Here is a 23565-nt window from a genome sequence, read left to right on the forward strand (position 1 = left end):
TTATCTTCCCCGTTTATAAAACGGTGTCGGAACTATTTTAGCCTTCAATATACGTTTTCGAACTTTCACATCAACTTCAGTGCCTATTTCTGTATACGAAATATTAATTAAAGCTAACCCAACATTCTTGTTTAGAGTCGGAGATTGGGTTCCAGAAGTTATAAATCCAATTTCTTTATTATCTTTTAATACCTCATATTCATGACGTGGAATACCTTTATCAATCATTTCAATTCCTACTAACTTACGATCAGTCCCATTTTCCACTTGGTTCTTTAATACTTCTTTCCCGATAAAATCCGGTCCTTTATTAACTTTTACTGCGAAGCCTAATCCAGCTTCTATTGGGGAAATATCTTTTGATAATTCCTGACCATATAATGCTAAATTAGCTTCAAATCGTAAAGTATCTCGAGCCCCTAATCCTATTGGCTCAAGTCCATTTGCTTCTCCTTTTTCTAAAAGCAATTTCCACAATGCTACTCCTGAGGAAGCGTCGATATATATTTCGAAACCATCTTCACCGGTATATCCAGTGCGTGAAATAAGTGCCTTAGCTTCTATTCCTTTTAAAGCTACATTGTTCTTAAATCTAAAAAATTTAATTTCTTGTACATTTTCATCTGTACATTTCTGTAAAATCTCTACAGCTTTAGGTCCTTGTATTGCAAGCTGAACATACTGATTAGATACATCTTCAATAACAATCTCATCGTTTGAATACGTATTTTTCTGTTTTATCCAATTTGCATCTTTTTCCGTGTTTGCAGCATTTACTACTAACAAATAATCTTCATCGTCTAATTTGTAAACAATTAAATCATCTACAGTACCACCATCTTCATAACACATAATCGTATATTGTGCTTTACCTGGTTCCAATTTAGAAATGTCATTTGTTAATACGTATTGCAAAAAAGATTCACTTTTTGGCCCTTTCACTGAAATTTCTCCCATATGAGATACGTCAAAAAGACCTGCTTTGGTTCTTGTTACTTCATGTTCATGTTTAATACTAGAGAATTGTACAGGTAAATCCCATCCTCCAAAATCAATCGTTTTCGCACCATGAGATGCATACTCTGTGAAAATTGGTGTACGTTTTTGTTCACTCATTCCATCCACTCCTAATTTTAGTTTGATGAAAGAAAAGCGCATAAAAATAGAGACTCCTCCATAGTGAAGAAATCTCTGTCCTTATACCAGAAAGTTGCATATTCATTCTTCAAAAAAGAACAAATATTTGCTTCGTGGGTGGTTTACCTTCGTAAACACTCTCCAGAGTTGCGTCATACAAGAGTCTTTTTGGCCTGAGAGATTCGCTCTTCACTTGCTCCTTCGGCGTTACTATTCGTTGTAAACTCTCCCCTTGTAATCTTCCGCTGATGAAATATGTATATTTTGGTTATACTAAGTACCAAAATAAAGGAAAATCTATTTTCACTTGGATTATAACACAAATACTGCAGATTTTATAGAAAAAACCAAATTTTATTACCAAGAAAAGGGGAAAACATATGGATTCTATCCAAGTCAACAAAGACGAACAATTTATCATCGACCTGGATGAAGCGATGCAACGAGAGGAAAATCTAACAAGCTGGAAACTCTTCTCTATGGCGTATGAAGCAGAAAAACAAACGATGAGTCCTTCATTTAAAGGACTTCGATCTGTAAATCATTTATCGCATCTTCAAATATTGGATCACCAACGAGAAGCTGCTGAACAAGTTATCGAAGAAATGGATGGTAGAGCTATCCTTGCTGATGAAGTGGGATTAGGCAAGACAATTGAAGCTGGTCTAATTTTAAAAGAATATATGGTAAGAGGACTAGTATCAAAAGTATTAATTCTTGTACCTGCTTCTTTAGTAAACCAATGGGAAAAAGAATTAAATGACAAATTTTTTATCCCGGCTATAGCACATCGTAAAAACTATAGCTGGGTAGATAATCATGTAATTATTTCCTCTATTGATACCGCAAAACGATCTCCAAACAGTGAGGAAATCCTAGATATTGATTATGATTTAATCATCATAGATGAAGCACATAAGTTAAAAAATGAAAAAACAAAAAACTATCAATTCGTTCGAGAACTAAAGAAGAAATATTGTCTATTACTTACTGCTACACCAGTTCAAAATAAATTACTCGAGTTATTTAATTTAATCAGTATACTAAAGCCAGGACATTTAGGAAACTATCAAACGTTTACTGAAAAATACGGGAAAGACAGAAAAAGAATGGAACAAGATCCTTACTTAAAACAACTTGTTCAAAAAGTGATGATACGAAATACGCGAAAAGAGACAGCTTTACAGCCTTCTAAAAGAAAAATAGAGACCGTGTGGATGGACTTTACAAAGGAATTCCAACAAATATACGATCAGTTAGTTCAACTCTCATTTGGAATGTCCTCATTTTCAAAGATTACCTACTTACGTGAATTTTGTTCTTCTCGTGAAGCATGCTATATGTCGTTAGTAAAATTCGTAAAAGATATAGAAGATGAAGAACATCCATTAAAACAAATAATATCTGATTTAGAATCATTAGAACAACATATAAAAGCGGAACAAATGGTCAAGTTAATTCAATCTTTAGGTGATGAAAAAGTTATCGTGTTTACCGAATACAGAGCTACTCAATATTATTTACAGTGGTTTTTACAACAACACGGGATTACTTCCGTTCCATTCCGAGGTGGATTTAAACGCGGAAAAAAAGATTGGATGAAACAGTTGTTTCGAGATCATGCGCAGGTACTAATAGCTACGGAAGCTGGAGGAGAAGGGATTAATCTTCAATTTTGTCATAATATGATTAATTATGATTTACCCTGGAATCCAATGCGTCTAGAGCAAAGAATAGGAAGGATTCATCGATTTGGCCAAGAAAAAGACGTACAAATTTATAATTTAGTTATTAAAAATACGATAGAAGAACATATGCTTTCTTTATTGTATGAAAAGATTGATTTATTCCAGAATGTAATTGGTAATTTAGATGCTATATTAGCTGAATTAAATGTAAAAAGTTTAGAATCTGAAATGGAATCTATTTATAATGAGTCAAGTTCTAGTGGAGAAGTTCGAATTAAATTAGACAATTTAACCTCTATCATAGAACAAGCGAATCCATCAGATAACCAAATGGAAAAGGAGCAAAAGTATGGCAATCCATGATTTAAATACTTTTCTAAGTGATTATTTTGAAACAAAGAACTGTTCAATTGAGGAAAATTCAGATGGCAAAATGGTCATTCAGTTAACCGAAGAAATGGATCGAGAACTCATGAACCGACCATTTTATTGGCATTATATAAAAAAGATAGGTCGTCAAGGTGAGCCTATGAAGTTGTCAATGATAACTAATCTTGATAGGAAAGACGAACAAGGCGAATGGATTCATTTCGGCAGCCCTCGCCTACATCAAATATTGAATAAATTAAAACAAGGTGAACGTCTGACAAAATTATTCGAGGTAATACATACAACGGAAAAAACTCCTTTATATCCGTGGTTAATTACCAATATCAAAGTTAGTTATAGCGGAAGATACAATAAAGATGAGATATTATCGATGGGGTTACAATTAGTAAATGGCCGGATGATTGTAGACGCAATGGATAAACTTCAGAAAATACCATTAGAAAAATCGATTTCCGACTATTGTTTTACAATGTCACCCATAATTAAACTGCAGAGTGGTTTTAAACGTATTCAAGATACAGTAGCCACATATATTGAAAATCAAGATCATGATTGGGCAAAAGATTCTTTCGAAGTTTGGAAAGAAGAAAAAAAGACGCTTACACATTTTTATGAAGACGATCTAGAACATAAACGTTACAAGCAAGAATTAGAAGATTTAAAAAAACGATATCAACCAACGATTCAGATTACGGTTATTAACGGCGGTATCTTTTATTTAAATAATACCTCCATACAATAAAAAAAGAAATGGGTCATTTTCCATTTCTTTTTTTATACCATAATTTAAATGTAAATGGCAAAACACCAAACCATCGACTTTGATATACTTTATTTGTTCTTTTATACCTCTTCTTTCTTTTCCGCTTTTCTTCTTTAGGTAAATCTAAATAAGTTACTACTTGTTCGGTCATGTACCGTAAATAATCATTCCCTTTCATAAATACACCGCCTTTATTTACTAAATAGTTTTAGCAAAAACATAAACCATTATTCAAAATATTTTCAAATTCAGGCAGGATATTCACGCGATATGTAGAAGTATATTATAGTCAGAAATTCTCAGAAAGGAGGTAGATGAATGAATGAAGTAAAAAAACTTTCTGACTCCCTCATCCATTCTGCAGTCTCATTACAATCTTCAGACATACACTTTTATCCTTATCCAACACAAACGGAAATCTATTTTCGTATTCACGGAAGACGTACCCTTCATCGAAAGATTTCTTCAAATCAATATCGATTATTAATTACTTATTATAAGTTTATTTCTGGTATGGATATCGGCGAGTCCAGAATTCCCCAGCATGGTACAATAATCTGGACAGAAAAATCGAACACTTATTCTTTACGTATCTCTACCCTCCCCCATCATTTACTAGAAAGTATTGCTATTCGAATCCATCCACAACAATCTCATCAAATAGAGAAGAAATTATTTCTTTTTCCAAATCAAATCCGTCACATAAAAAAAGAATGGTTATCAAATCAAGCAGGTATCATTTTACTAACAGGACCAACTGGAAGTGGAAAATCAACCACTTTATACGCTCTATTAGAGTCCATGCTTGCCGAAAATTCATGTCAAACTATCACACTAGAAGATCCAATTGAAAAAAAGATGGACAATGTATTACAAATTCAAATTAATGAGAAAGCTGGCATTTCCTACCACACAGGACTAAAAGCAGCCCTTCGACATGATCCCGATATAATAATGGTGGGAGAAATTCGTGATCGTAAAACAGCACAATTTGCCCTTGAAGCTGCTTTAACAGGACACCTCGTTTTCAGTACTTTACATGCAAAAAATGCTATAGGAACTATTTTTCGCCTAAAAGAAATGGGCTTGAAAGATATTGATCTAGAGCAAAGTCTATTAGCAATTGGAGCAATCCAGCTACTACCAATTCAATGTAGAGGCAAACAAAGAAGAGCTGCAATTATGGAATTATTAGAAGGAGAACAGTTAACAGAGGTAATATACAATCAACGGAAACAACTTGAATACCGTTTTACATTTGAATATCTAAGAAAGAAGGCTTTTGCATATGGCTTTATCTCTAAAGATGATTATCCGACCACATAAGCTATCTTCTAGTAACCAACTTCGTTTTTTACAAATTTTAAGCAGAATGTTATCGAAAGGATTAACCATTTCTGAATCACTCGATACCCTTTCTTTCTATGCTGAATATAAACATATCGCTGATAGGATAAAACATGACCTTAAGAATGGGTTACATTTAGATGAATCTCTTGAAAAGGTTCACTTTCACGATTCTATTGTTACACATCTTTATGTGGTAAGGAATAATGGTAATTTAGAGAATCGAATCAAGCAAAGTGTACATCTATATCAAAATCGAATAAACTACCAGAAACGTTTTCAACAAGTAATACGATATCCACTTATTCTGATTATTACTTTCACTATTATATTATATTTTGTATATAATCAAGTACTTCCATCCTTTCAATTTCTTTTTGTGAGCGACCTTTCACCTGCAATTCAATTGACATTTTTCGTATTACAATGGTTTAGTTATTTTATTCTCATTGTGATAATTCTTATCTTATTATTATTTATATTTTGGTCGGTATACAAAAAACGAATATCTACTGACCTGAAAATAAAATTTCTTTCTAGAATCCCCATACTCTCTAGTTACTATAGAAAACAAACATCCTTTCATTTTGCTACCCAGTTAAGCTCGCTTCTTCAAACTGGTATGTCATTTAATACATTACTATCCTACATGGCTAATCAAGATAAACTACCGATTGTTATTTATTATTCAAAACAGATGCATTTACAATTAGCAAGGGGGAAATCATTAGAGAGTCTTTTTACCTCTTTTGTTTTTATCGAAAAACAATTAAAAGCAATAATGTCAAATAGAGTTGATGCAAATACACTTGCGAAGGATTTACACGTGTTTGCAGAATTATCTATAGAAGATTTGTACCACCAGTTAAATAAGGTGATAACGTATATCCAACCCATTTTTTTTATTATCGTGGGAGCTTTTATTATATTCATTTATATTAGTGTGCTCTCTCCAATGTTTGACATAATGAATTCAATTTAAGGAGTAGATTATATGTTTAAAAAAGAGTCTGGTTTTACACTCATTGAAATGCTAATTGTGCTTATGGTCATTTCTGTATTGATGATTCTGATTATCCCGAACATAGGTGAAAAAAGTGAGGATGTTCATTCGAAAGGTTGTGAAGCTCTGGTCAGCGTTGTACAAGCTCAAGTGGATGCATTTTTACTAGAGAACGGACAATACCCTAGTTCATTAGAGGAATTAATAGAAATGGATTTTATTACCGAAGATCAATTAACTTGTCCAAATAATAATGTATTAACTTACGCAAACGGTAGAGTAGATGCCTCCTAGTAAAAATGGATTTACCCTTATCGAAGTATTATTTTCTCTAACCATACTACTGATTATTTTATCCCTTTTTTCGCCTTCACAAATAAAACATCTACATCAATTTAAAGAAAAACAATTTCTTGAGTTACTCGAATATGATGTCTTGTATATTCAATTACGAGCAAGAATGTATGAAAATGAACGTATTCTGATCCGATTCTATGAAGATGAATATCGAATAATTAGAGGAATGAATACGAATCAAATTCGTCCATATCCTAAGGGATTATCTGTTACTACATTTGGAAGAAGTGAAATTTATTTCAATTCAAACGGTACATTTATTCAGCCACGGACCATAAGAATCTATGGAGCCAGTAACTCCTATCGATTAACTTTTCCACTTGGGAAAGGACGTTTCTATATTGAAGAGATCTAATGGCTTTAGTTTTTTTGAAATAATAATGGCAGCTTTACTCTTTTTCTCAATGATTATTTTGTTCCTACCTCTTTTCTCACTTTTAATGAAGGAGCAAGTCGTGCTTCAAGAAAGACGAACGATTGCTTATACATTACACGATAAACTTCAATCCAGTCTTTGGAGCAATCGTCCCCTAGAAATTTCTACGTTTAATTTGGAAAATACTCAGACAGAAGTGACCATCACCTTTGAAACAAATGAAAGTACTCTTATAGGATGTGCGCAATGGAAAAATATAAATTATCGAGACGAGGAGTATTGTTTGCATGGTAAATATCAAAGATAATCATGGCTTCTCTTTCATAAGCCATTTATTGATGCTGGCAATTATTTTAATTACAATTCCATTTATTAGTTTTATGTTACAATCCATTGAAGTTCCATCTACCAAGGAAGAGCTTTCTGTTTATCAATTTTTTCAATTTATTAGAGATGATGTTATACGTTCTATTAATGCAGTAACTACAAATGACAAACTGGCATTAACTATTCCAAGCAAAATAAATGAACAAACGATTATATATGAGCAATATGGGAATTTAATTAGACGTACAGTTGATGGACAAGGTTTTGAAGTTTATATAAGAAACATAACAGAATTAGACTTTCATCCTTTGGAATTTGGATTTCAGATTACTTTAACTACTACTTCAGGGGATCAATATGAAAAAACTTTCAGTATTTATTAAAACAGAACAAGGATTTTTATTCATTTACGTTATTTGGATTATTAGCTTCTTATTTGTCAGTTTATCATTATTGACTATTTATTATCATCATGATCAACAGATAACACATTTTCATCTAAAACAACTACAGTCAGAAACTTTATTTCAAATGAGCAGAATAGACGTTGAAGAAGATATAGACGAATTAATTGATACAAAATCACCTAAATATTATTCTTACCCTGATGGGGGAGTAGAAATTCGGATAAATAAAATAGAGGAACATATTGTAACATTAACCTTTATCATATTTTTAGACCAAGAACCCTTTTATTCCTATGAACATTTTTACAAAGTTAATGAATAAAAATCTTTGATTAGGTTATTCTATACACAACTTGAAATACAAATGTTTTATAGAAACGTTTACAATCTTATCCAGCTCGTATATAATAACTATGAAAAGGTTACCTACAAAGGAGGGGGAAGACATGGATCGCATGTTTCGTGTTCTTGCCTTTTGGACAGGTATTTTTACAGTAATGTTTTATGTCGGCGACATGATGAATACTGCACTTTTATTCCTGGCTCAAACGGCATTTTTCCTTACATTAGGCTATTTAAAACTATCCGAACGTATGTACATGTATTTATTTGGTGCATATTGTACTGTATTTCTAATTGGATATACTTGGTATTCCGAATTTATACTTGTACCAGGGTTTGGACATTAAAACGAAGAAAAACCACATATATATGTGGTTTTTTCTTTGTATCTTTTTTAGGCTTGGAAAAAAGGATTTTCATTTTTTTCTTCCTTTATGGTAGTAATTCCACCGTGACCGGAAAGAACTTGATATTCTCCTGGTAATTGATATAGTTTCTCTCGAATCGAATGCTCTAATATTGCTAAATCTCCGCCAGGCAAATCTGTTCTACCAATTCCTCTTTGAAATAATACATCTCCACTGATAACAATTTTCTGATCAGGGAATATATAACTTACACTACCTGGAGAGTGTCCCGGTGTATGATATACTTGCATTGAAAACTCTCCGATAGTTAACCCTCCTTCATCTACACTAAAATCAGCTGGAGTTGCTAAAATGGATTCTCCGATTAACTTATGAGAACCATTTAAATTCGGATCACTTAACCATTCATGTTCAGCTTGATGCAAGTACACGGGTGCATTTGTTTTCTGACGAATTTTTTCTAAAGCCCCGATATGATCAAAATGTGCATGAGTTAATAAGATAGCATTAATATCTAAATGATGCTCTTTAATGATAGATAGAATTAACTCTGCATCTCCACCTGGATCAACAATAATACCATTCGTACCTTTTTTTAAAATATAACAGTTCGCCTGTACAATTCCTACTGGTCTAGCAATAATTTCCATGAAATTCTCTCCTTATTTTTTATAATAACTCGACAAAAATGGTGGAATACTATAAAATAATAATTGATCACCGTTAGTTACATAATAATACAGATATTCCTTTCGACTCAACAGAAAAATGACAAGCAGTCGGAATGAGGAGGTTAATAAAAGATGGAAGCGTATTATCACATTATCCTTGGAGTATTACTTTTAGGAGTTACTCTATTAGCTGTTATGTCCGTAATTCGTCAGCTAAAGTATAAAAACATGTTTGCATTATTATTTTCAGCTATTACTGCTGTAGCCTTCGGATTCTTTTCAATCGCTACAATTATTACAGAAATTATTGGTTAATAACCACGGTAAAAACAACAATTTTGCATTTGTAAAATTGTTGTTTTTTTATGCCGTAGAAATGAATAAGTTTTTCACCGAAATATACTTCTCTTATTTAGTAAACATGCTGAATAATCAGCTTAGCGTCAGTCAGATGTCCTAGTTCATTCCACAATACATAAATTTTATATGTACGTCTTCAATATAAAAAACCTAACAACAATTGAATTGTTGTTAGGTTTTTATCAGTTTAATTATTCTTCTTTAGTTTGATCTTTACCGAAATCTACAAAGCGGAATAAATCACCATATACGATTGAATCAGAGTAAGCTAATTCTTGATCCACTTTTTCTTGAATAGAGTCACATGCGCTCCCTACTTGTTCTTTTTGTGCTTCGGCTTCTTGTTCAGAAGATGTTTCCTCATCAATAACATCATCAACAGGTTCACCTGTTTCTCTGTCGTAACAAACACCCATAGTCTTTACATAGTCTTCACTAATAAAATCACCATTACGAAGTGCTATATAATCTTTACGATCTTCACTAAACATGTCGTTACCAAAATAAATATCTTTTTCTTCTTCGATACCCAACATATTAAGCATTGTTGGCTTAAGATCAATTTGGCCAGTTACTTCATCCATAACTTTACCTTCCCCATTACCAGGAATATGAACAAATAAAGGAACTCGTTGTAACTGAACTTGATCGTAAGGAGTAATCTCCTCTTTATCTAAATACTGTGCCATTGCGCGATTATGATTAGCACTAATTCCAATATGGTCACCCATAATTACTATTACGGAATCTTCATATAACCCACTATCTTTTAGATCCTGGAAGAACTGTTCAATAGCTTCATCCATGTATCTAACCGCTGGAAAATAATTATTGAGTGTATTTGAGTTTGAATCAAATTTATCAATAGACGTATCTTCCTCATGCATTTCAAATGGGAAATGGTTTGTTAAAGTTATAAACTTACTGTAAAAAGGCTGTTCCATTGACTCTAAATACTTAATTGATTGTTCAAAGAAAGGTTTATCTTTTAAACCCCAGCCAATTGAATCCTCTGCTGAAACCTCATAAGCCTCTTCACCATAAAAATTATCAATCTCTAAGCTGTCATACATTCCGTCACGATTCCAGAAGCTTTTGTTATTAGCATGTAATACAGAAGAAGTATATCCTTCTTCTTTAATAAGTTCCGGAAATGCATTGTATTCATTCGCGCCATGCGTAAAGAAAACTGCACCACGAGATAATGGATATAAAGAGTTTTCAACTAAAAACTCAGAATCAGAAGTATTTCCTTGACCAGTCTGTTCATAAAAGTTTTCAAAGTAATACGTATCTTCATCTTCAGCTAAACTATTTAAGAAAGGAGTAATTTCTTCTCCATTCACTTCATTATTAATAACAAATTGTTGTAGTGACTCAGCATTAATAAAAATTACATTTTTATCCTCTGCAACACCAAACATTTCTTTACTACGTTCATGATCGATATTCGTTTCAATAAATTCCTCAATTTCAGGAATTTCATTTCCATCTGCAAATACACGTTGTGACTCGGTTTTTGAGTGAACAACAATATCATAGATATGATAATTAAATAAACCAATATTTTTAACTAAATACTCTCTGTCAAACGCACGAGTAAATAATTGTGGACGCTCCATCTCTGCTAAGAAAAAGTTCCCTGCAAGCAGTACTAGAGAAAATGCAACTGCTCCAACTTTACCACTTTTTGGATATTGTACAGATAAAGTACCTTCGTATTTCTTACTTAATACCCAAATAATAACAGCATCAGCAAAGAATAACACATCATATGGTTTGATTAAGGTTAGAATACTTGAACCTAAATCTCCCATATTGCTTCCCATAAATAATTGTGGGATGGTGATGAAATCTGTAAACTGACGATAGAATACGAGATTCGCCCAAATAATTAAGGAAGCAAATAGCGCCATATAGCGAATATATTTCATCTGCCTTGAAGTCTTATTAAACCATACTGCAATCGTAAATAGTAAGAAAGCAGATACGAATGGATTAATAAATAAAATTAACTCTTGCATAGAGTTGTCTATTCCAATGTTGAACATAAATCGATATACAATATACGTTTTCAGACCAAATAGTAACGCTGCAATTACATACAACGGCACTGTTGGTTTTTTGAAGAATTTCATAGTTCTCCTCCTAGTTTCCTAACTCATTCATCTATATTTCATAGTACAATTACTCATTATGAGATACATTCCACCTTTTTAGCAATTGTAAACTACAATTAATAAAATACTTATTAATATAGACGAATATCATGCCATTAAAGTTTCACTTTTTTAAGATTTTTTACACTGTACTCATAACTTACTATTTTAGTAGAAAATCAAAAAAAATCAAGTGAAAAATGTGCTATTTTTTGAAGAATATACCAAGTAAGCTGCTCCAATAATGCCTGCATCATTTCCTAATTGAGCAGTTTTAATTGAACAAGCCTCTGCAACTCTTGGTAATGCATGTTTTTCAAAAGCAAATTGGATAGCATCAATTAACTGATCTCCAGCTTTAGAAACTCCACCGCCAATTAACACTTTAGATGGATTTATAATCACACCCATGTTTGCTAAGACTTTCCCTAAGACATCAGCAGTATGATCAACAATCGATTTTGCTGCGACATCGCCTTCCTTTGCAAGGTCAAAAATCTCTTTTGAAGTAATTTCACCATTTTTATTATATACTTCTGCTAATGTTGAATTAGGTATTTCAATTACTTTTTCTAATGCTTGTCTCACAATACCCGTAGCAGAAGTTATCGTTTCTAAACAACCTTGATTACCACAATTACAACGTGCGCCATCCTCTTCCACAATCATATGTCCTAATTCTCCTGCCATTCCATTAGCTCCATTTAAAATTCGACCATTGGCGATGATTCCTCCACCAACACCGGTTCCAAGTGTAATCGCAATTAAATTGTCTGCTTGATTCCCTGCACCAACCCAATTTTCTCCAAGCACAGCAGTATTGGCATCATTTTCAACGTATACAGGGATACTCACATAAGCTTTAAAAGCTTCAGCTAAAGCAAAATTTTTCCAACCAATATTAACAGCTTCATGAACAAATCCCTTTTCTGCATCAATAAATCCTGGCGCTCCTACACCAATTCCAACTATCGAAGACAAAGAATAACTTAGCTGCTTTATTTTAGACTCCACAGAAGACCAGATTTCGGGTACAATATATTTTCCACCATCAAGTAGATTTGTAGATATTTCCCACTTGTCTAGTACCTTCCCTTTTTCCGATATAAAGCCTATTTTAACTGTAGTACCCCCAATATCAACACCCACTAATAAATGTTTGTCCACTATCCATTCCCCTTTAATTGATTTTTTTCTTTTTCAACGCAAAGTTTTGCCATGAGAAATTCATGTTGAGTAATAAATCCATATTGATACAAATCATTTAATTCAAATTCTATTAATTCCAAATCCCCAAGTCTATCCCCAGTATAAATAAACGCACCGAAGCGTTTTAATAAATTTCGCACTTCAATCATCGTTTTCAAATTAATCACCATAAATTATTATATCAAAAGCTTGTATTAATGGGAACTAAACAGACGAAAACCCGAATCAGTTAACGATCCGGGTCTTTTGGGTCTAATATTTCAGGGCGACGATGCTTTATCGGTACTGGTACGCGGATAATAACATCACGTAACGCTTTTGGTGAAAATGGAATAAATGGCCAAAAATAAGGTATTTTGAACGTATTCATTTTTGTAATGTACAATAGCCAACACGTTATTCCTAGCACGTAACCAATCACACCGAAGCTTGCAGTTGCGAGTAATAATATAATACGTACAATTCGGTTTGCCATACTTAGCTCATAACTAGGAGTCGCATAAGAACCTATTGCAGCAGTAGCAATATATAGAACTACTTCATTCGTAAACCAGCCTACTTGAACGGAGACATCACCGATCATGATTGCTGCCACCAAACCGAGCGCCGTTCCTAATGCTGAAGGCGTGTGAATAGAAGCCATTCTTAGCATATCTAACCCTATTTCCGCTATTAAAAATTGTAGCAGCAGAGGAATTACTCCTGGATCATCAGGGCCAATAAACTCTAGGGCTGCTGGCAATAACTCTGGCTGTGAAGACATCAAATAATATAAGGGCAATAATATCATTGAAAATAAAATTGCAAAAAAACGAACCATTCTTAAGTAAGCACCAACAGTGGGCTTTTGTCGATATTCTTCTGCATGTTGTAAGTGATTCCAAAACGTAGTTGCAGTGATCATGACACTAGGTGATCCATCAATAATTAATAATATATGCCCATCATATAAATGTGCCGCAGCAGTGTCTGGCCTCTCTGTATATCGGACAGACGGATATGGATTCCAATAACGATCACTTAAAAACTCTTCAATTGTTTTTTCAGCCATCGGTAGACCATCTGTGTCAATTCTTTCCAGTATCGATTTTATTTTATCTATATGTTTATTATCTGCAATATCTTCTATATTACTTATGACTACGTCTGTTTTTGACCTTCTACCAACCTGTAAGTATTCCATTCGAAGTGAACGATCTCTTACCCGTCTCCTTGTTAAGGCGGTATTAAATACTAAAGTTTCTACAAAACCATCTCTAGGTCCTCGAACCACTCTTTCTAAATCTGGTTCTTCAGGTGAACGTGCAGGGTAAGTTCTTGAATCAATGATAATCGCTTTATCTACACCATCTACAAATAAAGCAGTTGCTCCTGCTAAAACAAAATCAGCAGCTTGATAAATATTATCTATTGGTTCGATTTCTATATAGGGAATATATCTCTTAAGTAGTTTTGTTAACGTGTCTTCATCCAGTTCATGCTCTTTTAGCTCAGCCAACGTTTGCATGATATATAACGATATATCATCCTTGGCAAATCCATCAACCATGAACATAGCCATATCTTTACCAGCATAATTTAAATCTAAATAAATTAAATCAAAACTTTTTTCAACCCCTAAATAATTTTTTAGGAATGTAACGTTGTTTGTTAATTTATGGTCAATTGGTCTTTTATCCTGTTTCATTCGTTACCACCCATGATCTATAAGATATGAATAGTTTATAACGAACTATAATTTCTATACTACAATCCTTCATATATTCTTTTTCATTATCATATATAAACATATAGACAAGCGATAAAGGATGAGTAAGATGTGGAAAAAATATATTCTTCCTATCATAGGCGGTTTACTATTTGTAATTACGTTATACTTAATAAATATGGATAAACAAGCAATTAGCTTTTTTCCGTTGGACGATACACATACGTTTAATTATGCAGATACTAAAATTTCTCTTATCGGAGAAGAAGGTACAAATCAATACGAAATGCAATGGGATGTCCATTCACAAAGTGACACCGAATTAGCCATGCGCCAAGATGTTTCATTATTATTCGTAAATGGAAGGCTTAAAGGAGTACGTAGTAAATGGCAACAAGATACTGATAAGATTGATATCAAACAAAATTTTATTGGACAAGACTCAAATCATTATGAAAGTATTTCTTTTCACCAAGGAGAAATTCATATAGATGATAATACTATAAGAAGTATTCAGCGTATGTCTCATGATGATTTATATGTTATCGACTCCCCTTCTGAACCAATAGCTTCATTTAAAGAACCAGCTAATGAATATGAAAAGGAATGGAAAGAAGTCTTAAAACGAACTTCAAATCAACAATTGATTTATCAATGGCAACAGCTTATGTATTATTTTAACGTTGATTCTTCTGATTATTATGCTATACCTTTAACAAATTTAATATTATATGAAGATACTCCATTACCAAATATGACAAAGCAAGAATCAAATCAAGTGATTGGACAATTATGGGAAGGGCTATATAAAAACTACATTATCCCTGCACTTGATCCACCAAATGATAAACTTAGCAGCTTTGTACCAATAATTTTAATTGACAAAGAAGCAAAGCACTTACTCGTGCTGTTCGAACTTAATGGAAAAAAAGAGCAGCTCATTCAGCGATTGCCAAAAGCTACTCTTAGTGATTAATAATTGGATAAGTCTTGTTGAAGATCTAATAATTCTTGATTTTCAGGAAAACGTTCTAAACCTTCATCTATTATTTCATTTGCCTTATCAAATTCAAAATTATTTGCATAGATAATAGTTAAATTATTGTATGCTTCAGGGATCGTTTCATCGTAGTTTAAACTTTCTTCTAGATCAGCTTGTGCTAATTCAATTTCATCCTGCTGTAAATATGCATATGAACGATGGAATAGAAAATAAGGAACCAGCTCATTATCGTTCGTTGATTTTAATTCATTTAAAGCATTGGTAGATAGGTCAATTGCTTCTTCAAATTGATTGTCAGATAATTTCTCTTCTACTTCAATTAATTTAAATTCTAAAGAAGAAGCATTATTATCAAAACCGTACATTAATAATCCAGAACATAAAATAATAAATGCAATAATTGCTCCTAATTGATATTTACCATTCTTTTTACCTGGTACATAAAGACAAGCTGCTATTAGAAAGCCTCCAAGTAATCCACCGAGATGAGCACCCATATCTATTTCCGGTATAGAAAAACCGATAACAAGATTCACTACAAGTATAAATACAATATTCATACCCATTGTATCCTTAAAGACATCTTTATAGATTAATCCAAAGAATAACAAGGCACCAAACAATCCAAATATTGCTCCAGACGCACCGGCTGAAATACTAATAGATGTAGCGAAGCTCGCTATAGAACCAGCAATTCCACCTAGAAAGTAAATAACTAAAAATCTCGTTCTGCCAAATATCCTTTCAACTGCTGTTCCTAAATAGAATAAAGCAACCATGTTCATTAAGATATGAACAAACCCTATATGCAGGAACATCGAAGTCAATAGACGCCACCATTCTCCTTCCATGATTAATGGATTATATTTTGCACCCATTTGTATAAGCGTATCGATATTTTCACTGCCGCCATTATTTATTTGTTGTAAGAAAAAAAATAGATTAAGTGCTATTAAAATATATGTAAATAATGGTTTTCCATTTGAAAATACTTTTCTTCTTTTTTCGATTCGATTATTATAATCATGAAATATGGTTTGCTTAAAATAATTAACTTTACTTTCTTTTTGTTCATCATCCAATTCATTTAGTTCATCCATAGATAAATCTAACCCTATTTTCTCCCGTAACCGTTCAATTTCATCAGAAAACGTAGATTCATGTAAAAAATAGACATTCATCGTAAATGGTTTTTTTGCATTTGAAGTAATTGGTTTCTTTAATGTTTGCCAATCATCACCAATTGGTTCCTCACTTGATGTATAAATCGTAATTGCTTCAATATGTTTTCCTTTAAACATCTTTCTCATTTGATGAATTCGTTGATATGTATTTGTTACATCTTGTTTAAGTTGATTGTCCCAATCAAACCTTTTTGGTATTAATCGAATGATGACTGAAGTATTGTTTTTAAACTTTTCAAACCAAAGCTCATCTGTTTCCTCGTTCTTATTAATTAATTCAAACCCTTGTTCAAGTAATTGATAAGCTAACTGGTACTCCACATATACATCGTTTATGTACATACACCAACCTCCCCAATAAATATCATACCAAACGGGAATATTTTTTGCACAGAATTACCATAATCCAGGTATCTAAAAAACCTTAGAAGATAAGTGTAAAAATACTTATCTTCTAAGGTTTTAGTAATTATAGCGATTTGATTGTTCACCAAAGATTTTTGATTGAACGCCCGGAAAATTCATAGCTAATCTAACTGCTAATTTTCGTATTATACTTATAGCAAACAGCGTATTAAATAATTTATATCTCCACTTTAATACGATAAAAATTAGAGATATAAATAATGCAATCGAAATAAGTGGACGCATTAAAAAATCATTCCTTCCTAGCTCTATTATGTATATAGTTTTTTCTAGAATGATTTACTTATACATAGAAAAATTAGCTACCATAAATTCTTGTTTCAGTTAGTAGATAATCCACCGAAAGGTCATGGGATTCTTTAGGTATGGAAGAAATTATTTGTACCTCACTACAAATTGACAAGGTAGGAGCTTGTATACTCGGTAATATTCGATCATAATACCCCCCACCAAATCCAATCCGATAACCGTTTTTATCAAAAACAATTCCCGGAACAATACATAATCCAAGTAATTCATTTTCTAAGGGACTCGTATGTTCCATAATAGGCTCTTCAATTCCCGCGTATACAACTTCAAGTTGTTCAAAAGAAGTGATTTGACGATATGTCATTGTTTTATCAATCGGATTACATTTAGGAACGGCAATTACTTTATTTTCTTTCCATCCTTGTTGAATAATTTGTTTCGTGTCCCATTCGAACCCTTTAGAAACAGTGATTCCAATTGTTAAGGAATTTTTCCATAGGTGTGAATGAAATAGTAGATGCTGTTGTTTTGATTGAATAGACTTTCTTCTATCTTGAGATAATTCATTTAATTGTTGAATCATATTTTTCCTTAAAATTTGCTTATTCATTATGTACACCCCTAATAATAGAAAAACTCCTATCCAAACGATAAGAGTTTTTTGCTAACATTATTTTGTTTCACGATGTAACGTGTGTTTTTTAAGACGTGGTGAGTATTTCTTAAGCTCAATACGTTCAGGATTTGTACGCTTGTTTTTTGTAGAGATGTAGTTACGATCTCCCGTTTCTGTACAAGCTAAAGTTATATTTACGCGCATATTTTATCCCTCCAAACTTTTCAACTTGCCTCTTCATACATAATTGTGCAGACTTTAATTATATTATCAAACTTTCCATTAATTATCAAGATTGTTTACTGCAATAATGAATGAAAATCAACGCTTAACTTATTTCCATAATAATTGTAATGATAAAAATTAGTAGAATAATGATGATTCCATTGTCTATTTATGGTATAACTATTAATGAATATAAAGGAGGGAATAAAATGTTTTATGCGATAATAGCTATTATCGTAGTTGCAATTGTTCTATTCATACTATCTTATTTTATGAATGATAGAATTGAAGAAGTAGAATCACAATTAGAACAAATGTCGATTACAACAATGCAAGATACATATCAATTAAAGAAGAAAATCAAGGTGCTTGAAGAAGAACTATTACCAAGTGATTTAAATGATCATAAAACGGAAAATAGTAATCTTATCAATAGTTAAAGGAGTAAATCAATGAAACACCACATTAGAGCTTTTGCACTTGGTTTGTTTACAAGTGCCATAATTATTCTGATTGTATTCTTTCTCGTGCAAGACTCACAAACATCTATCGAAGATGTTAATGCAGAAGAAATGATTCCTGTATTAGAAGATCAAGGGTACACAGTTCTTTCCCAAGAGGAATATATATCCTATAGTGTAAATGGCAACGATTCAGAAAATAGTTCGGAAAGTAACAATGAATCATCAGATGAAGAGTCTCAACAAAATGAAGATACAAACAACAAGAAGAGGAAGAAGAATCATCAAATGAAAATCAGAATGAAGATGAATCTGATGAAAATTCTACGATAGAATATGAGCTAACTGTTGAAACGGGTATGGCATCATCTGAAATAAGCGACATTCTGGAAAATGAGGATATCATTGAAAGTGCTTCTGACTTTAATGATTATTTAGAAGATAATGATTATGCAATTAACGTTAAACCAGGTACATTTGAATTAACAAGTGACATGTCTCATTTTGACATAGCAGAAGTAATTACAAGTTATAATTAAAAATAGCACAGCGATATGCTGTGCTATTTATTTAGATTTACATTTTCTCCTTTGACCAAATATAATATGCTTTCACCAATATTTGTGATATGATCTGCAAATCTTTCCAAGTATCTCGCGCAAAAAGACATTTGCATCACATATTCGATCTGATCGGGTCGGGTAGCCGTTTCGTATAACAAGTCACTAACTACTCTTTTATAAACATGATCTACCTCATCATCCATTTCTGCTAACTTTCCAGCAAGCGAAATATCTTCCTGTTCAAATGCTAATACTGCTGTGTGAAGCATCTTTTTTACTTGATGGTGCATATGTGAAAGGTCAGGAGGGACACTCGAAGGATTATCTAGTAACCTAATACTCGATTTGGCAATATTTTTCGCGTTGTCACCCATTCGTTCTATATCTATCATTACTCTTAAAGCAGTTACAATTTTTCTTAAGTCTGTTGCTACTGGTTGTTGTTTTGCAATTAATAAAATAGCTTTATCATTAATGTTTTTTTCAAGCTTATCAATTTCTTTATCTTTCGCTATAACAGTCTCTGCAAGTTCTTGCTGTTGTTGTATTAGTGATTCAACTGAACTATCCAATGCTTCACCTACCAAATCCGCCATATGAAGTATGTCACCATAAAGTTCTTGAAGCTCTTCTTGGAACTGATTACGTGTTGTCATATAAGTTCCTCCCCTAAACAAATAGTTTCTATATGTTACTAATTATAAAGGTTTAATATTAACTATTTGTAAATTCTATGTAATCATTTATAAAAATAAGCGAATCCATTTTGGATTCGCTTATTTTTTATTCATCAACTGCATTTTCTTCATCTTGTTCTTCTTTGACTTCGAAGTATGCATCGAGGATACGTCTGCCGATTTTACCGTTAATTCCATTTCCTTGCCCCGTGTGTGGAACTATTATGGCAAATGCAACTTCAGGTTCATCAAATGGAGCATAGCCAACAAGTGAAAGACTATTTGTATCAGCTAGCTTTTTCCCATCATCATAAATAGATGTTTCAGCTGTTCCTGTCTTACCTGCAGGATTATAATCTACATCTTGAAAATAACCTCTTGCTGTTCCAGATTCATAAACTCGCTTAAAACCATTTTGTACTCGTTCTATTTCACTTTGACTCATATCAATACGGTTCATTACTTGCGTATTTTTTGTATAATACACTGGACCTAATTCATCAAATGATGCAATCGGATCATGAACTTGCTTTAAAAAGTGTGGTTGAACACGATATCCATCATTGGCAATTGTTGAAACATATTGTGCTAACTGTAATGTCGTATACGTATCATATTGTCCTATTGTAAAGTCCAGAACATTACCTGGGTTCGGTGCACCATTTGATCTAACCCCGGTAGATTCATGTGGAAAATCAATACCTGTAGATACTCCTAGACCAAATTGATTAAAGTAATTTTGTAAATCATTTAGCGCATTGTTGTATTCAGACCAACTTGCATTAAGAGTTGAGTTATCTGGATAAGGGTGACGATTTTCTCCCATCATTCTTAAAGCAATATAAAACATATATACGTTTGAAGATTTTTCCAATGCTTCTAGATCTGTTACATAGCCTAAATTTGAAACTGATTTTTTTACAGGCGTACTAGCTATCCTAACGGGGTTATCAAAAAAAACTTGACCAGGTGAAATGACACCTGATTCATACCCTGCTAATACACTGGCACCTTTTACGGATGATCCAGGTTCATATGCGCTAGCTAAAGCCATAAATGCAGCATCATTGTATTCGTTTTTTTCTTTATTATAATTCACACCAGACATCGCCAGTAGTTCTCCTGTTTTTGGATCCATTACTACTGCGAATGCATTGGTTAAGTGTTGGTTAGGTCCAGGATATTGTTGTTTAACCTTCTTCATTTCATCTAATACTATTTCATCTACTTTTTCCTGAAATTCCATATCAATAGTTAATACAAGGTCTTTTCCTCGTTTCCCTTCAACTACTGTTTCCGTTCCAACTATTGATCCATTTTTTCTTGTCTCATATTGAATCTGTTCTTTTCTTCCTCGCAGGAAATCCTCATATTGTTGTTCTATTCCACTTGTACCTACTCGATCATTACGGCTATATCCTTTACTTAAGTATGCCTGCACATCTTCAGCTGGAATACCCTGCTCTTGACTTGTAATACCTCCCAGGATACTGCTTAGCGTATTATCATAAGGATACAGTCGATCCCAATCTGTTGTCGCATTTATTCCTGGTAATTTATCAAGATTCTCCGCTACAGTAGCATATTCCTCAGCTGATACATCTTCATTCTTTATAACTTGTGGAGTCAATGAATATGCTTTATCTAATTCTTTTTTTATGGCGATAATTTCCATATCGTCATCAGAAAAATCACTGATTTCTTCCTCGGTAATCAACTCTAATGTGTGGTTATATACATCTGCATTATCCATTTCGGAAGTATCTATGTCATTTAACCGTTCGTCTACATCTTTTTGATTTAATAAGTAATAATATTCTCGTTTATCTCTATCTGTGATACGTTTTAAGCGATCTTCCTGACCCATCTCAATATAATCCGCTAACTTTTGGGCTAATTGTAAGCGGTCTTTAGCTTGTACCCCTTTTGGTGGTGTATACGTAATAGAATACATTGCATTATTATCTACAATTACATTTCCATTAGTATCCAAGATTCTTCCTCTTGGGACCGGTACACTTGTCGTATCAATATTGGTTCTCTCAATTTCTTCTTGGTGAGCCTCCCCATTTAATATTTGAACAACCCCTAATTGCAAAATTAATACAGAGAACATCAAAAAGATTGCAAAAAATAATATATTTATCCGAAAGGGAAGTTGGGCTCGTTTCTTTTTAATATCTTTACTCAATGTTTCTTCTCCCCCAATAATTTAGTACAATATTTTCCTCTGTTTGATTTTACCATAATTAACGATTTTTTTCGTCTGTAATTTGCTCTTTTATTAAAATTTCTTTTGGATTCCTTGTCCCTATTTGAATATTTTTAATGAAGAAATAAATAGCGAGATGACCCGCGCCAAAAACTACAAGTAGAATCGGGATGATTTGTTCTTCTTTAAATAATACAATCCCTAATATAAACACGGTTATTGATAGTGCTCTACCTAAATTCAAGAAAATTTCTCGTATTACGATATATTCCACTCGCATTTCAGCAGCTTTATATGCTTTTCCAATTACATCAAAAGTCATTGATACAAATGGGACATTTAATATAGGGTAGGCAATACCGATAATTACTGCATACACCATCAATAAGGAGTAATTCACTTCAAAAATGATGATAAATATGGAAGCAAATAGTAACAAACCACCTAATAATATCGATTTTTTCCTTAAATGGGGCTTTATAAATCTTGCCGCAATTAGATAAAACACAATCGATAAACCAGATAAAAACATATTAAATGTCCCAAGTGCGAGTTCACTATTTGTAACGAGAAACACCCATATTGTGATATAAAAACCAAAAATACCTTCTCTTAAGCCTTGGAAAAAATGAGAATGTAAAATTCTTTTCCAATTTTTGTTTCTCTTCCTTTCTTTTGCGATATGCTTCATTGCAAATAACCCTTTTGACCCTTTCCGTACGATAAAAAAGCTTGCAATCACTGCACAAGCAAATAACAAAAAAGAGATTCCAAAGATTACATTATAACCAACATCATCTACCATATTTGAAATTATAAAGCCTGCTAATAGAGGGCCAACCATACCTGCAAATGAACTTAAAATACCGAACACACCATTAAACATATCTCTTGTATCCGGTTCCGTAATCTCAAAAGTCATAACATGAAAAGCTAACCAAAAAAATCCGTAACCAATACCGATTAAACACCCCAGTATAAAGTTATAATAAGCTGCTAACTCACCAATAAATAATACACATACAAAAAATAAGCAAAGGAAGAGGATACCAACACGCAAAATAAGTATACGATCAATGGATTTGGATAATTTACCTGCCCATACAAACGCAAGAGCCTGAAAAATATAACTAGCTAAATTATAATTAGCAATTGTTATTAATTCTCCAGATTGTTTCCATATATAGACATTAACAAATGTATTAGATAAGAAAATACCGCCTGAATATAATCCACCAATTAATAAAAGAATGATTAAGTCACGATTTTCAATTTTATGTTTTTGAAAAAAATTGTTTATTTGTTGGAACATTAAAAACGACTCCTTCTTTTCCAAC

General features: G+C 32.7%; 28 protein-coding genes and 1 riboswitch. Of the genes, 15 read left to right on the plus strand and 13 right to left on the minus strand.

Annotated features, from left to right (window positions below):
• Positions 1–1116 carry a glycine cleavage system aminomethyltransferase GcvT gene (gene gcvT / locus OB_RS09790; protein WP_173338115.1) on the minus strand — a complete coding sequence of 372 codons (1116 nt, stop codon included), beginning with the start codon at positions 1114–1116 and terminating at the stop codon, positions 1–3.
• Positions 1117–1287: 171 nt separating this feature from the next.
• A riboswitch (glycine riboswitch) is annotated at positions 1288–1379 on the minus strand.
• A gap of 138 nt (positions 1380–1517) precedes the next feature.
• Between gcvT and OB_RS09795 the strand changes: the two genes are divergently transcribed.
• Positions 1518–3188, plus strand: a complete 1671-nt coding sequence (locus OB_RS09795; RefSeq protein ID WP_011066302.1) for a DEAD/DEAH box helicase — start codon at positions 1518–1520, stop codon at positions 3186–3188.
• Positions 3175–3957 carry a YqhG family protein gene (locus tag OB_RS09800; protein ID WP_011066303.1) on the plus strand — a complete coding sequence of 261 codons (783 nt, stop codon included), beginning with the start codon at positions 3175–3177 and terminating at the stop codon, positions 3955–3957. Before OB_RS09795 ends, OB_RS09800 begins: the two co-directional genes overlap by 14 nt.
• Before the next feature lie 13 nt (positions 3958–3970).
• Here the strand turns inward: OB_RS09800 and OB_RS09805 are convergent, their stop codons facing one another.
• The gene (locus tag OB_RS09805; protein ID WP_011066304.1) at positions 3971–4156 is read right to left on the minus strand and encodes a YqzE family protein; all 186 of its coding nucleotides are present in this window, start codon (positions 4154–4156) and stop codon (positions 3971–3973) included.
• A 140-nt stretch (positions 4157–4296) separates the two neighbouring features.
• Between OB_RS09805 and comGA the strand changes: the two genes are divergently transcribed.
• The 8 genes from comGA to OB_RS09845 all read left to right on the plus strand — a co-directional run bounded on the left by comGA (position 4297) and on the right by OB_RS09845 (position 8484).
• Complete coding sequence (gene comGA / locus OB_RS09810) at positions 4297–5304, plus strand: competence type IV pilus ATPase ComGA (RefSeq protein WP_011066305.1); 1008 nt, start codon at positions 4297–4299, stop codon at positions 5302–5304.
• Complete coding sequence (gene comGB, locus OB_RS09815) at positions 5267–6307, plus strand: competence type IV pilus assembly protein ComGB (RefSeq protein ID WP_011066306.1); 1041 nt, start codon at positions 5267–5269, stop codon at positions 6305–6307. Before comGA ends, comGB begins: the two co-directional genes overlap by 38 nt.
• A 12-nt stretch (positions 6308–6319) precedes the next feature.
• Positions 6320–6622, plus strand: a complete 303-nt coding sequence (gene comGC / locus OB_RS09820; protein WP_011066307.1) for a competence type IV pilus major pilin ComGC — start codon at positions 6320–6322, stop codon at positions 6620–6622.
• Positions 6612–7040, plus strand: coding sequence for a competence type IV pilus minor pilin ComGD (gene comGD / locus OB_RS09825; protein ID WP_011066308.1), 429 nt, complete (start codon positions 6612–6614; stop codon positions 7038–7040). Before comGC ends, comGD begins: the two co-directional genes overlap by 11 nt.
• 85 nt (positions 7041–7125) lie before the next feature.
• Positions 7126–7368 (plus strand): hypothetical protein, encoded by a 243-nt coding sequence (locus OB_RS09830; RefSeq protein ID WP_231846936.1) that lies wholly within the window; start codon positions 7126–7128, stop codon positions 7366–7368.
• Positions 7349–7771 carry a ComGF family competence protein gene (locus OB_RS09835; protein WP_011066310.1) on the plus strand — a complete coding sequence of 141 codons (423 nt, stop codon included), beginning with the start codon at positions 7349–7351 and terminating at the stop codon, positions 7769–7771. Before OB_RS09830 ends, OB_RS09835 begins: the two co-directional genes overlap by 20 nt.
• Positions 7746–8117: a hypothetical protein gene (locus OB_RS09840; protein ID WP_011066311.1), complete on the plus strand. Its 372-nt coding sequence runs from the start codon at positions 7746–7748 to the stop codon at positions 8115–8117. The genes OB_RS09835 and OB_RS09840 overlap by 26 nt, the downstream gene beginning before the upstream one ends.
• Before the next feature lie 124 nt (positions 8118–8241).
• Positions 8242–8484 carry a DUF2626 domain-containing protein gene (locus OB_RS09845; RefSeq protein WP_011066312.1) on the plus strand — a complete coding sequence of 81 codons (243 nt, stop codon included), beginning with the start codon at positions 8242–8244 and terminating at the stop codon, positions 8482–8484.
• Between the two features lie 47 nt (positions 8485–8531).
• On the opposite strand, the gene OB_RS09850 is transcribed toward OB_RS09845, so the two are convergent.
• Positions 8532–9155: an MBL fold metallo-hydrolase gene (locus tag OB_RS09850; protein ID WP_011066313.1), complete on the minus strand. Its 624-nt coding sequence runs from the start codon at positions 9153–9155 to the stop codon at positions 8532–8534.
• A 153-nt stretch (positions 9156–9308) separates the two neighbouring features.
• On the opposite strand from OB_RS09850, the gene OB_RS09855 reads away from it, so the two are divergent.
• Positions 9309–9491 (plus strand): DUF2759 family protein, encoded by a 183-nt coding sequence (locus OB_RS09855; RefSeq protein WP_011066314.1) that lies wholly within the window; start codon positions 9309–9311, stop codon positions 9489–9491.
• 236 nt (positions 9492–9727) lie between these two features.
• Here the strand turns inward: OB_RS09855 and OB_RS09860 are convergent, their stop codons facing one another.
• From OB_RS09860 to OB_RS09875, 4 genes are all read right to left on the minus strand, one after another.
• The gene (locus OB_RS09860; RefSeq protein WP_011066315.1) at positions 9728–11674 is read right to left on the minus strand and encodes an LTA synthase family protein; all 1947 of its coding nucleotides are present in this window, start codon (positions 11672–11674) and stop codon (positions 9728–9730) included.
• Positions 11675–11884: 210 nt separating this feature from the next.
• Complete coding sequence (locus tag OB_RS09865; protein ID WP_011066316.1) at positions 11885–12862, minus strand: ROK family glucokinase; 978 nt, start codon at positions 12860–12862, stop codon at positions 11885–11887.
• Complete coding sequence (locus tag OB_RS09870; RefSeq protein WP_231847031.1) at positions 12862–13053, minus strand: YqgQ family protein; 192 nt, start codon at positions 13051–13053, stop codon at positions 12862–12864. The genes OB_RS09865 and OB_RS09870 overlap by 1 nt, the downstream gene beginning before the upstream one ends.
• 80 nt (positions 13054–13133) lie before the next feature.
• Entirely contained in the window at positions 13134–14591 is a 1458-nt protein-coding gene (locus tag OB_RS09875; RefSeq protein ID WP_011066318.1) for a spore germination protein, read from the minus strand.
• Between the two features lie 130 nt (positions 14592–14721).
• Between OB_RS09875 and OB_RS09880 the strand changes: the two genes are divergently transcribed.
• Positions 14722–15588: a hypothetical protein gene (locus tag OB_RS09880; RefSeq protein ID WP_011066319.1), complete on the plus strand. Its 867-nt coding sequence runs from the start codon at positions 14722–14724 to the stop codon at positions 15586–15588.
• Here the strand turns inward: OB_RS09880 and OB_RS09885 are convergent.
• The 3 genes from OB_RS09885 to rpmG all read right to left on the minus strand — a co-directional run bounded on the left by OB_RS09885 (position 15585) and on the right by rpmG (position 18294).
• Positions 15585–17141 (minus strand): rhomboid family intramembrane serine protease, encoded by a 1557-nt coding sequence (locus tag OB_RS09885; RefSeq protein WP_011066320.1) that lies wholly within the window; start codon positions 17139–17141, stop codon positions 15585–15587. The genes OB_RS09880 and OB_RS09885 overlap by 4 nt on opposite strands.
• Before the next feature lie 382 nt (positions 17142–17523).
• Positions 17524–18084, minus strand: coding sequence for a 5-formyltetrahydrofolate cyclo-ligase (locus OB_RS09895; RefSeq protein WP_011066321.1), 561 nt, complete (start codon positions 18082–18084; stop codon positions 17524–17526).
• 60 nt (positions 18085–18144) lie between these two features.
• Entirely contained in the window at positions 18145–18294 is a 150-nt protein-coding gene (gene rpmG / locus OB_RS09900) for a 50S ribosomal protein L33 (RefSeq protein WP_011066322.1), read from the minus strand.
• 230 nt (positions 18295–18524) lie between these two features.
• Here rpmG and OB_RS09905 point away from each other — a divergent pair, with 230 nt between their 5' ends.
• From OB_RS09905 to OB_RS09915, 3 genes are read left to right on the plus strand one after another with little or no spacing between them, the layout of a single operon-like run.
• A complete protein-coding gene (locus OB_RS09905) occupies positions 18525–18755 on the plus strand; it encodes a hypothetical protein (protein ID WP_011066323.1) in 231 nt (76 codons plus the stop codon).
• 12 nt (positions 18756–18767) lie between these two features.
• Positions 18768–19109 carry a hypothetical protein gene (locus OB_RS09910; RefSeq protein ID WP_011066324.1) on the plus strand — a complete coding sequence of 114 codons (342 nt, stop codon included), beginning with the start codon at positions 18768–18770 and terminating at the stop codon, positions 19107–19109.
• Positions 19110–19135: 26 nt separating this feature from the next.
• Positions 19136–19315, plus strand: coding sequence for a hypothetical protein (locus OB_RS09915; protein ID WP_011066325.1), 180 nt, complete (start codon positions 19136–19138; stop codon positions 19313–19315).
• Positions 19316–19338: 23 nt separating this feature from the next.
• On the opposite strand, the gene phoU is transcribed toward OB_RS09915, so the two are convergent.
• From phoU to OB_RS09930, 3 genes are all read right to left on the minus strand, one after another.
• Positions 19339–19995, minus strand: a complete 657-nt coding sequence (gene phoU, locus OB_RS09920; protein ID WP_011066326.1) for a phosphate signaling complex protein PhoU — start codon at positions 19993–19995, stop codon at positions 19339–19341.
• Positions 19996–20122: 127 nt separating this feature from the next.
• Positions 20123–22207 (minus strand): peptidoglycan D,D-transpeptidase FtsI family protein, encoded by a 2085-nt coding sequence (locus OB_RS09925; RefSeq protein ID WP_011066327.1) that lies wholly within the window; start codon positions 22205–22207, stop codon positions 20123–20125.
• A gap of 58 nt (positions 22208–22265) precedes the next feature.
• The gene (locus OB_RS09930; protein WP_011066328.1) at positions 22266–23540 is read right to left on the minus strand and encodes an MFS transporter; all 1275 of its coding nucleotides are present in this window, start codon (positions 23538–23540) and stop codon (positions 22266–22268) included.
• Positions 23541–23565 lie beyond the last annotated feature (25 nt).

It is taken from the genome of Oceanobacillus iheyensis HTE831, from assembly GCF_000011245.1.
GTDB classification, from domain to species: Bacteria; Bacillota; Bacilli; order Bacillales; family Amphibacillaceae; genus Oceanobacillus; species Oceanobacillus iheyensis.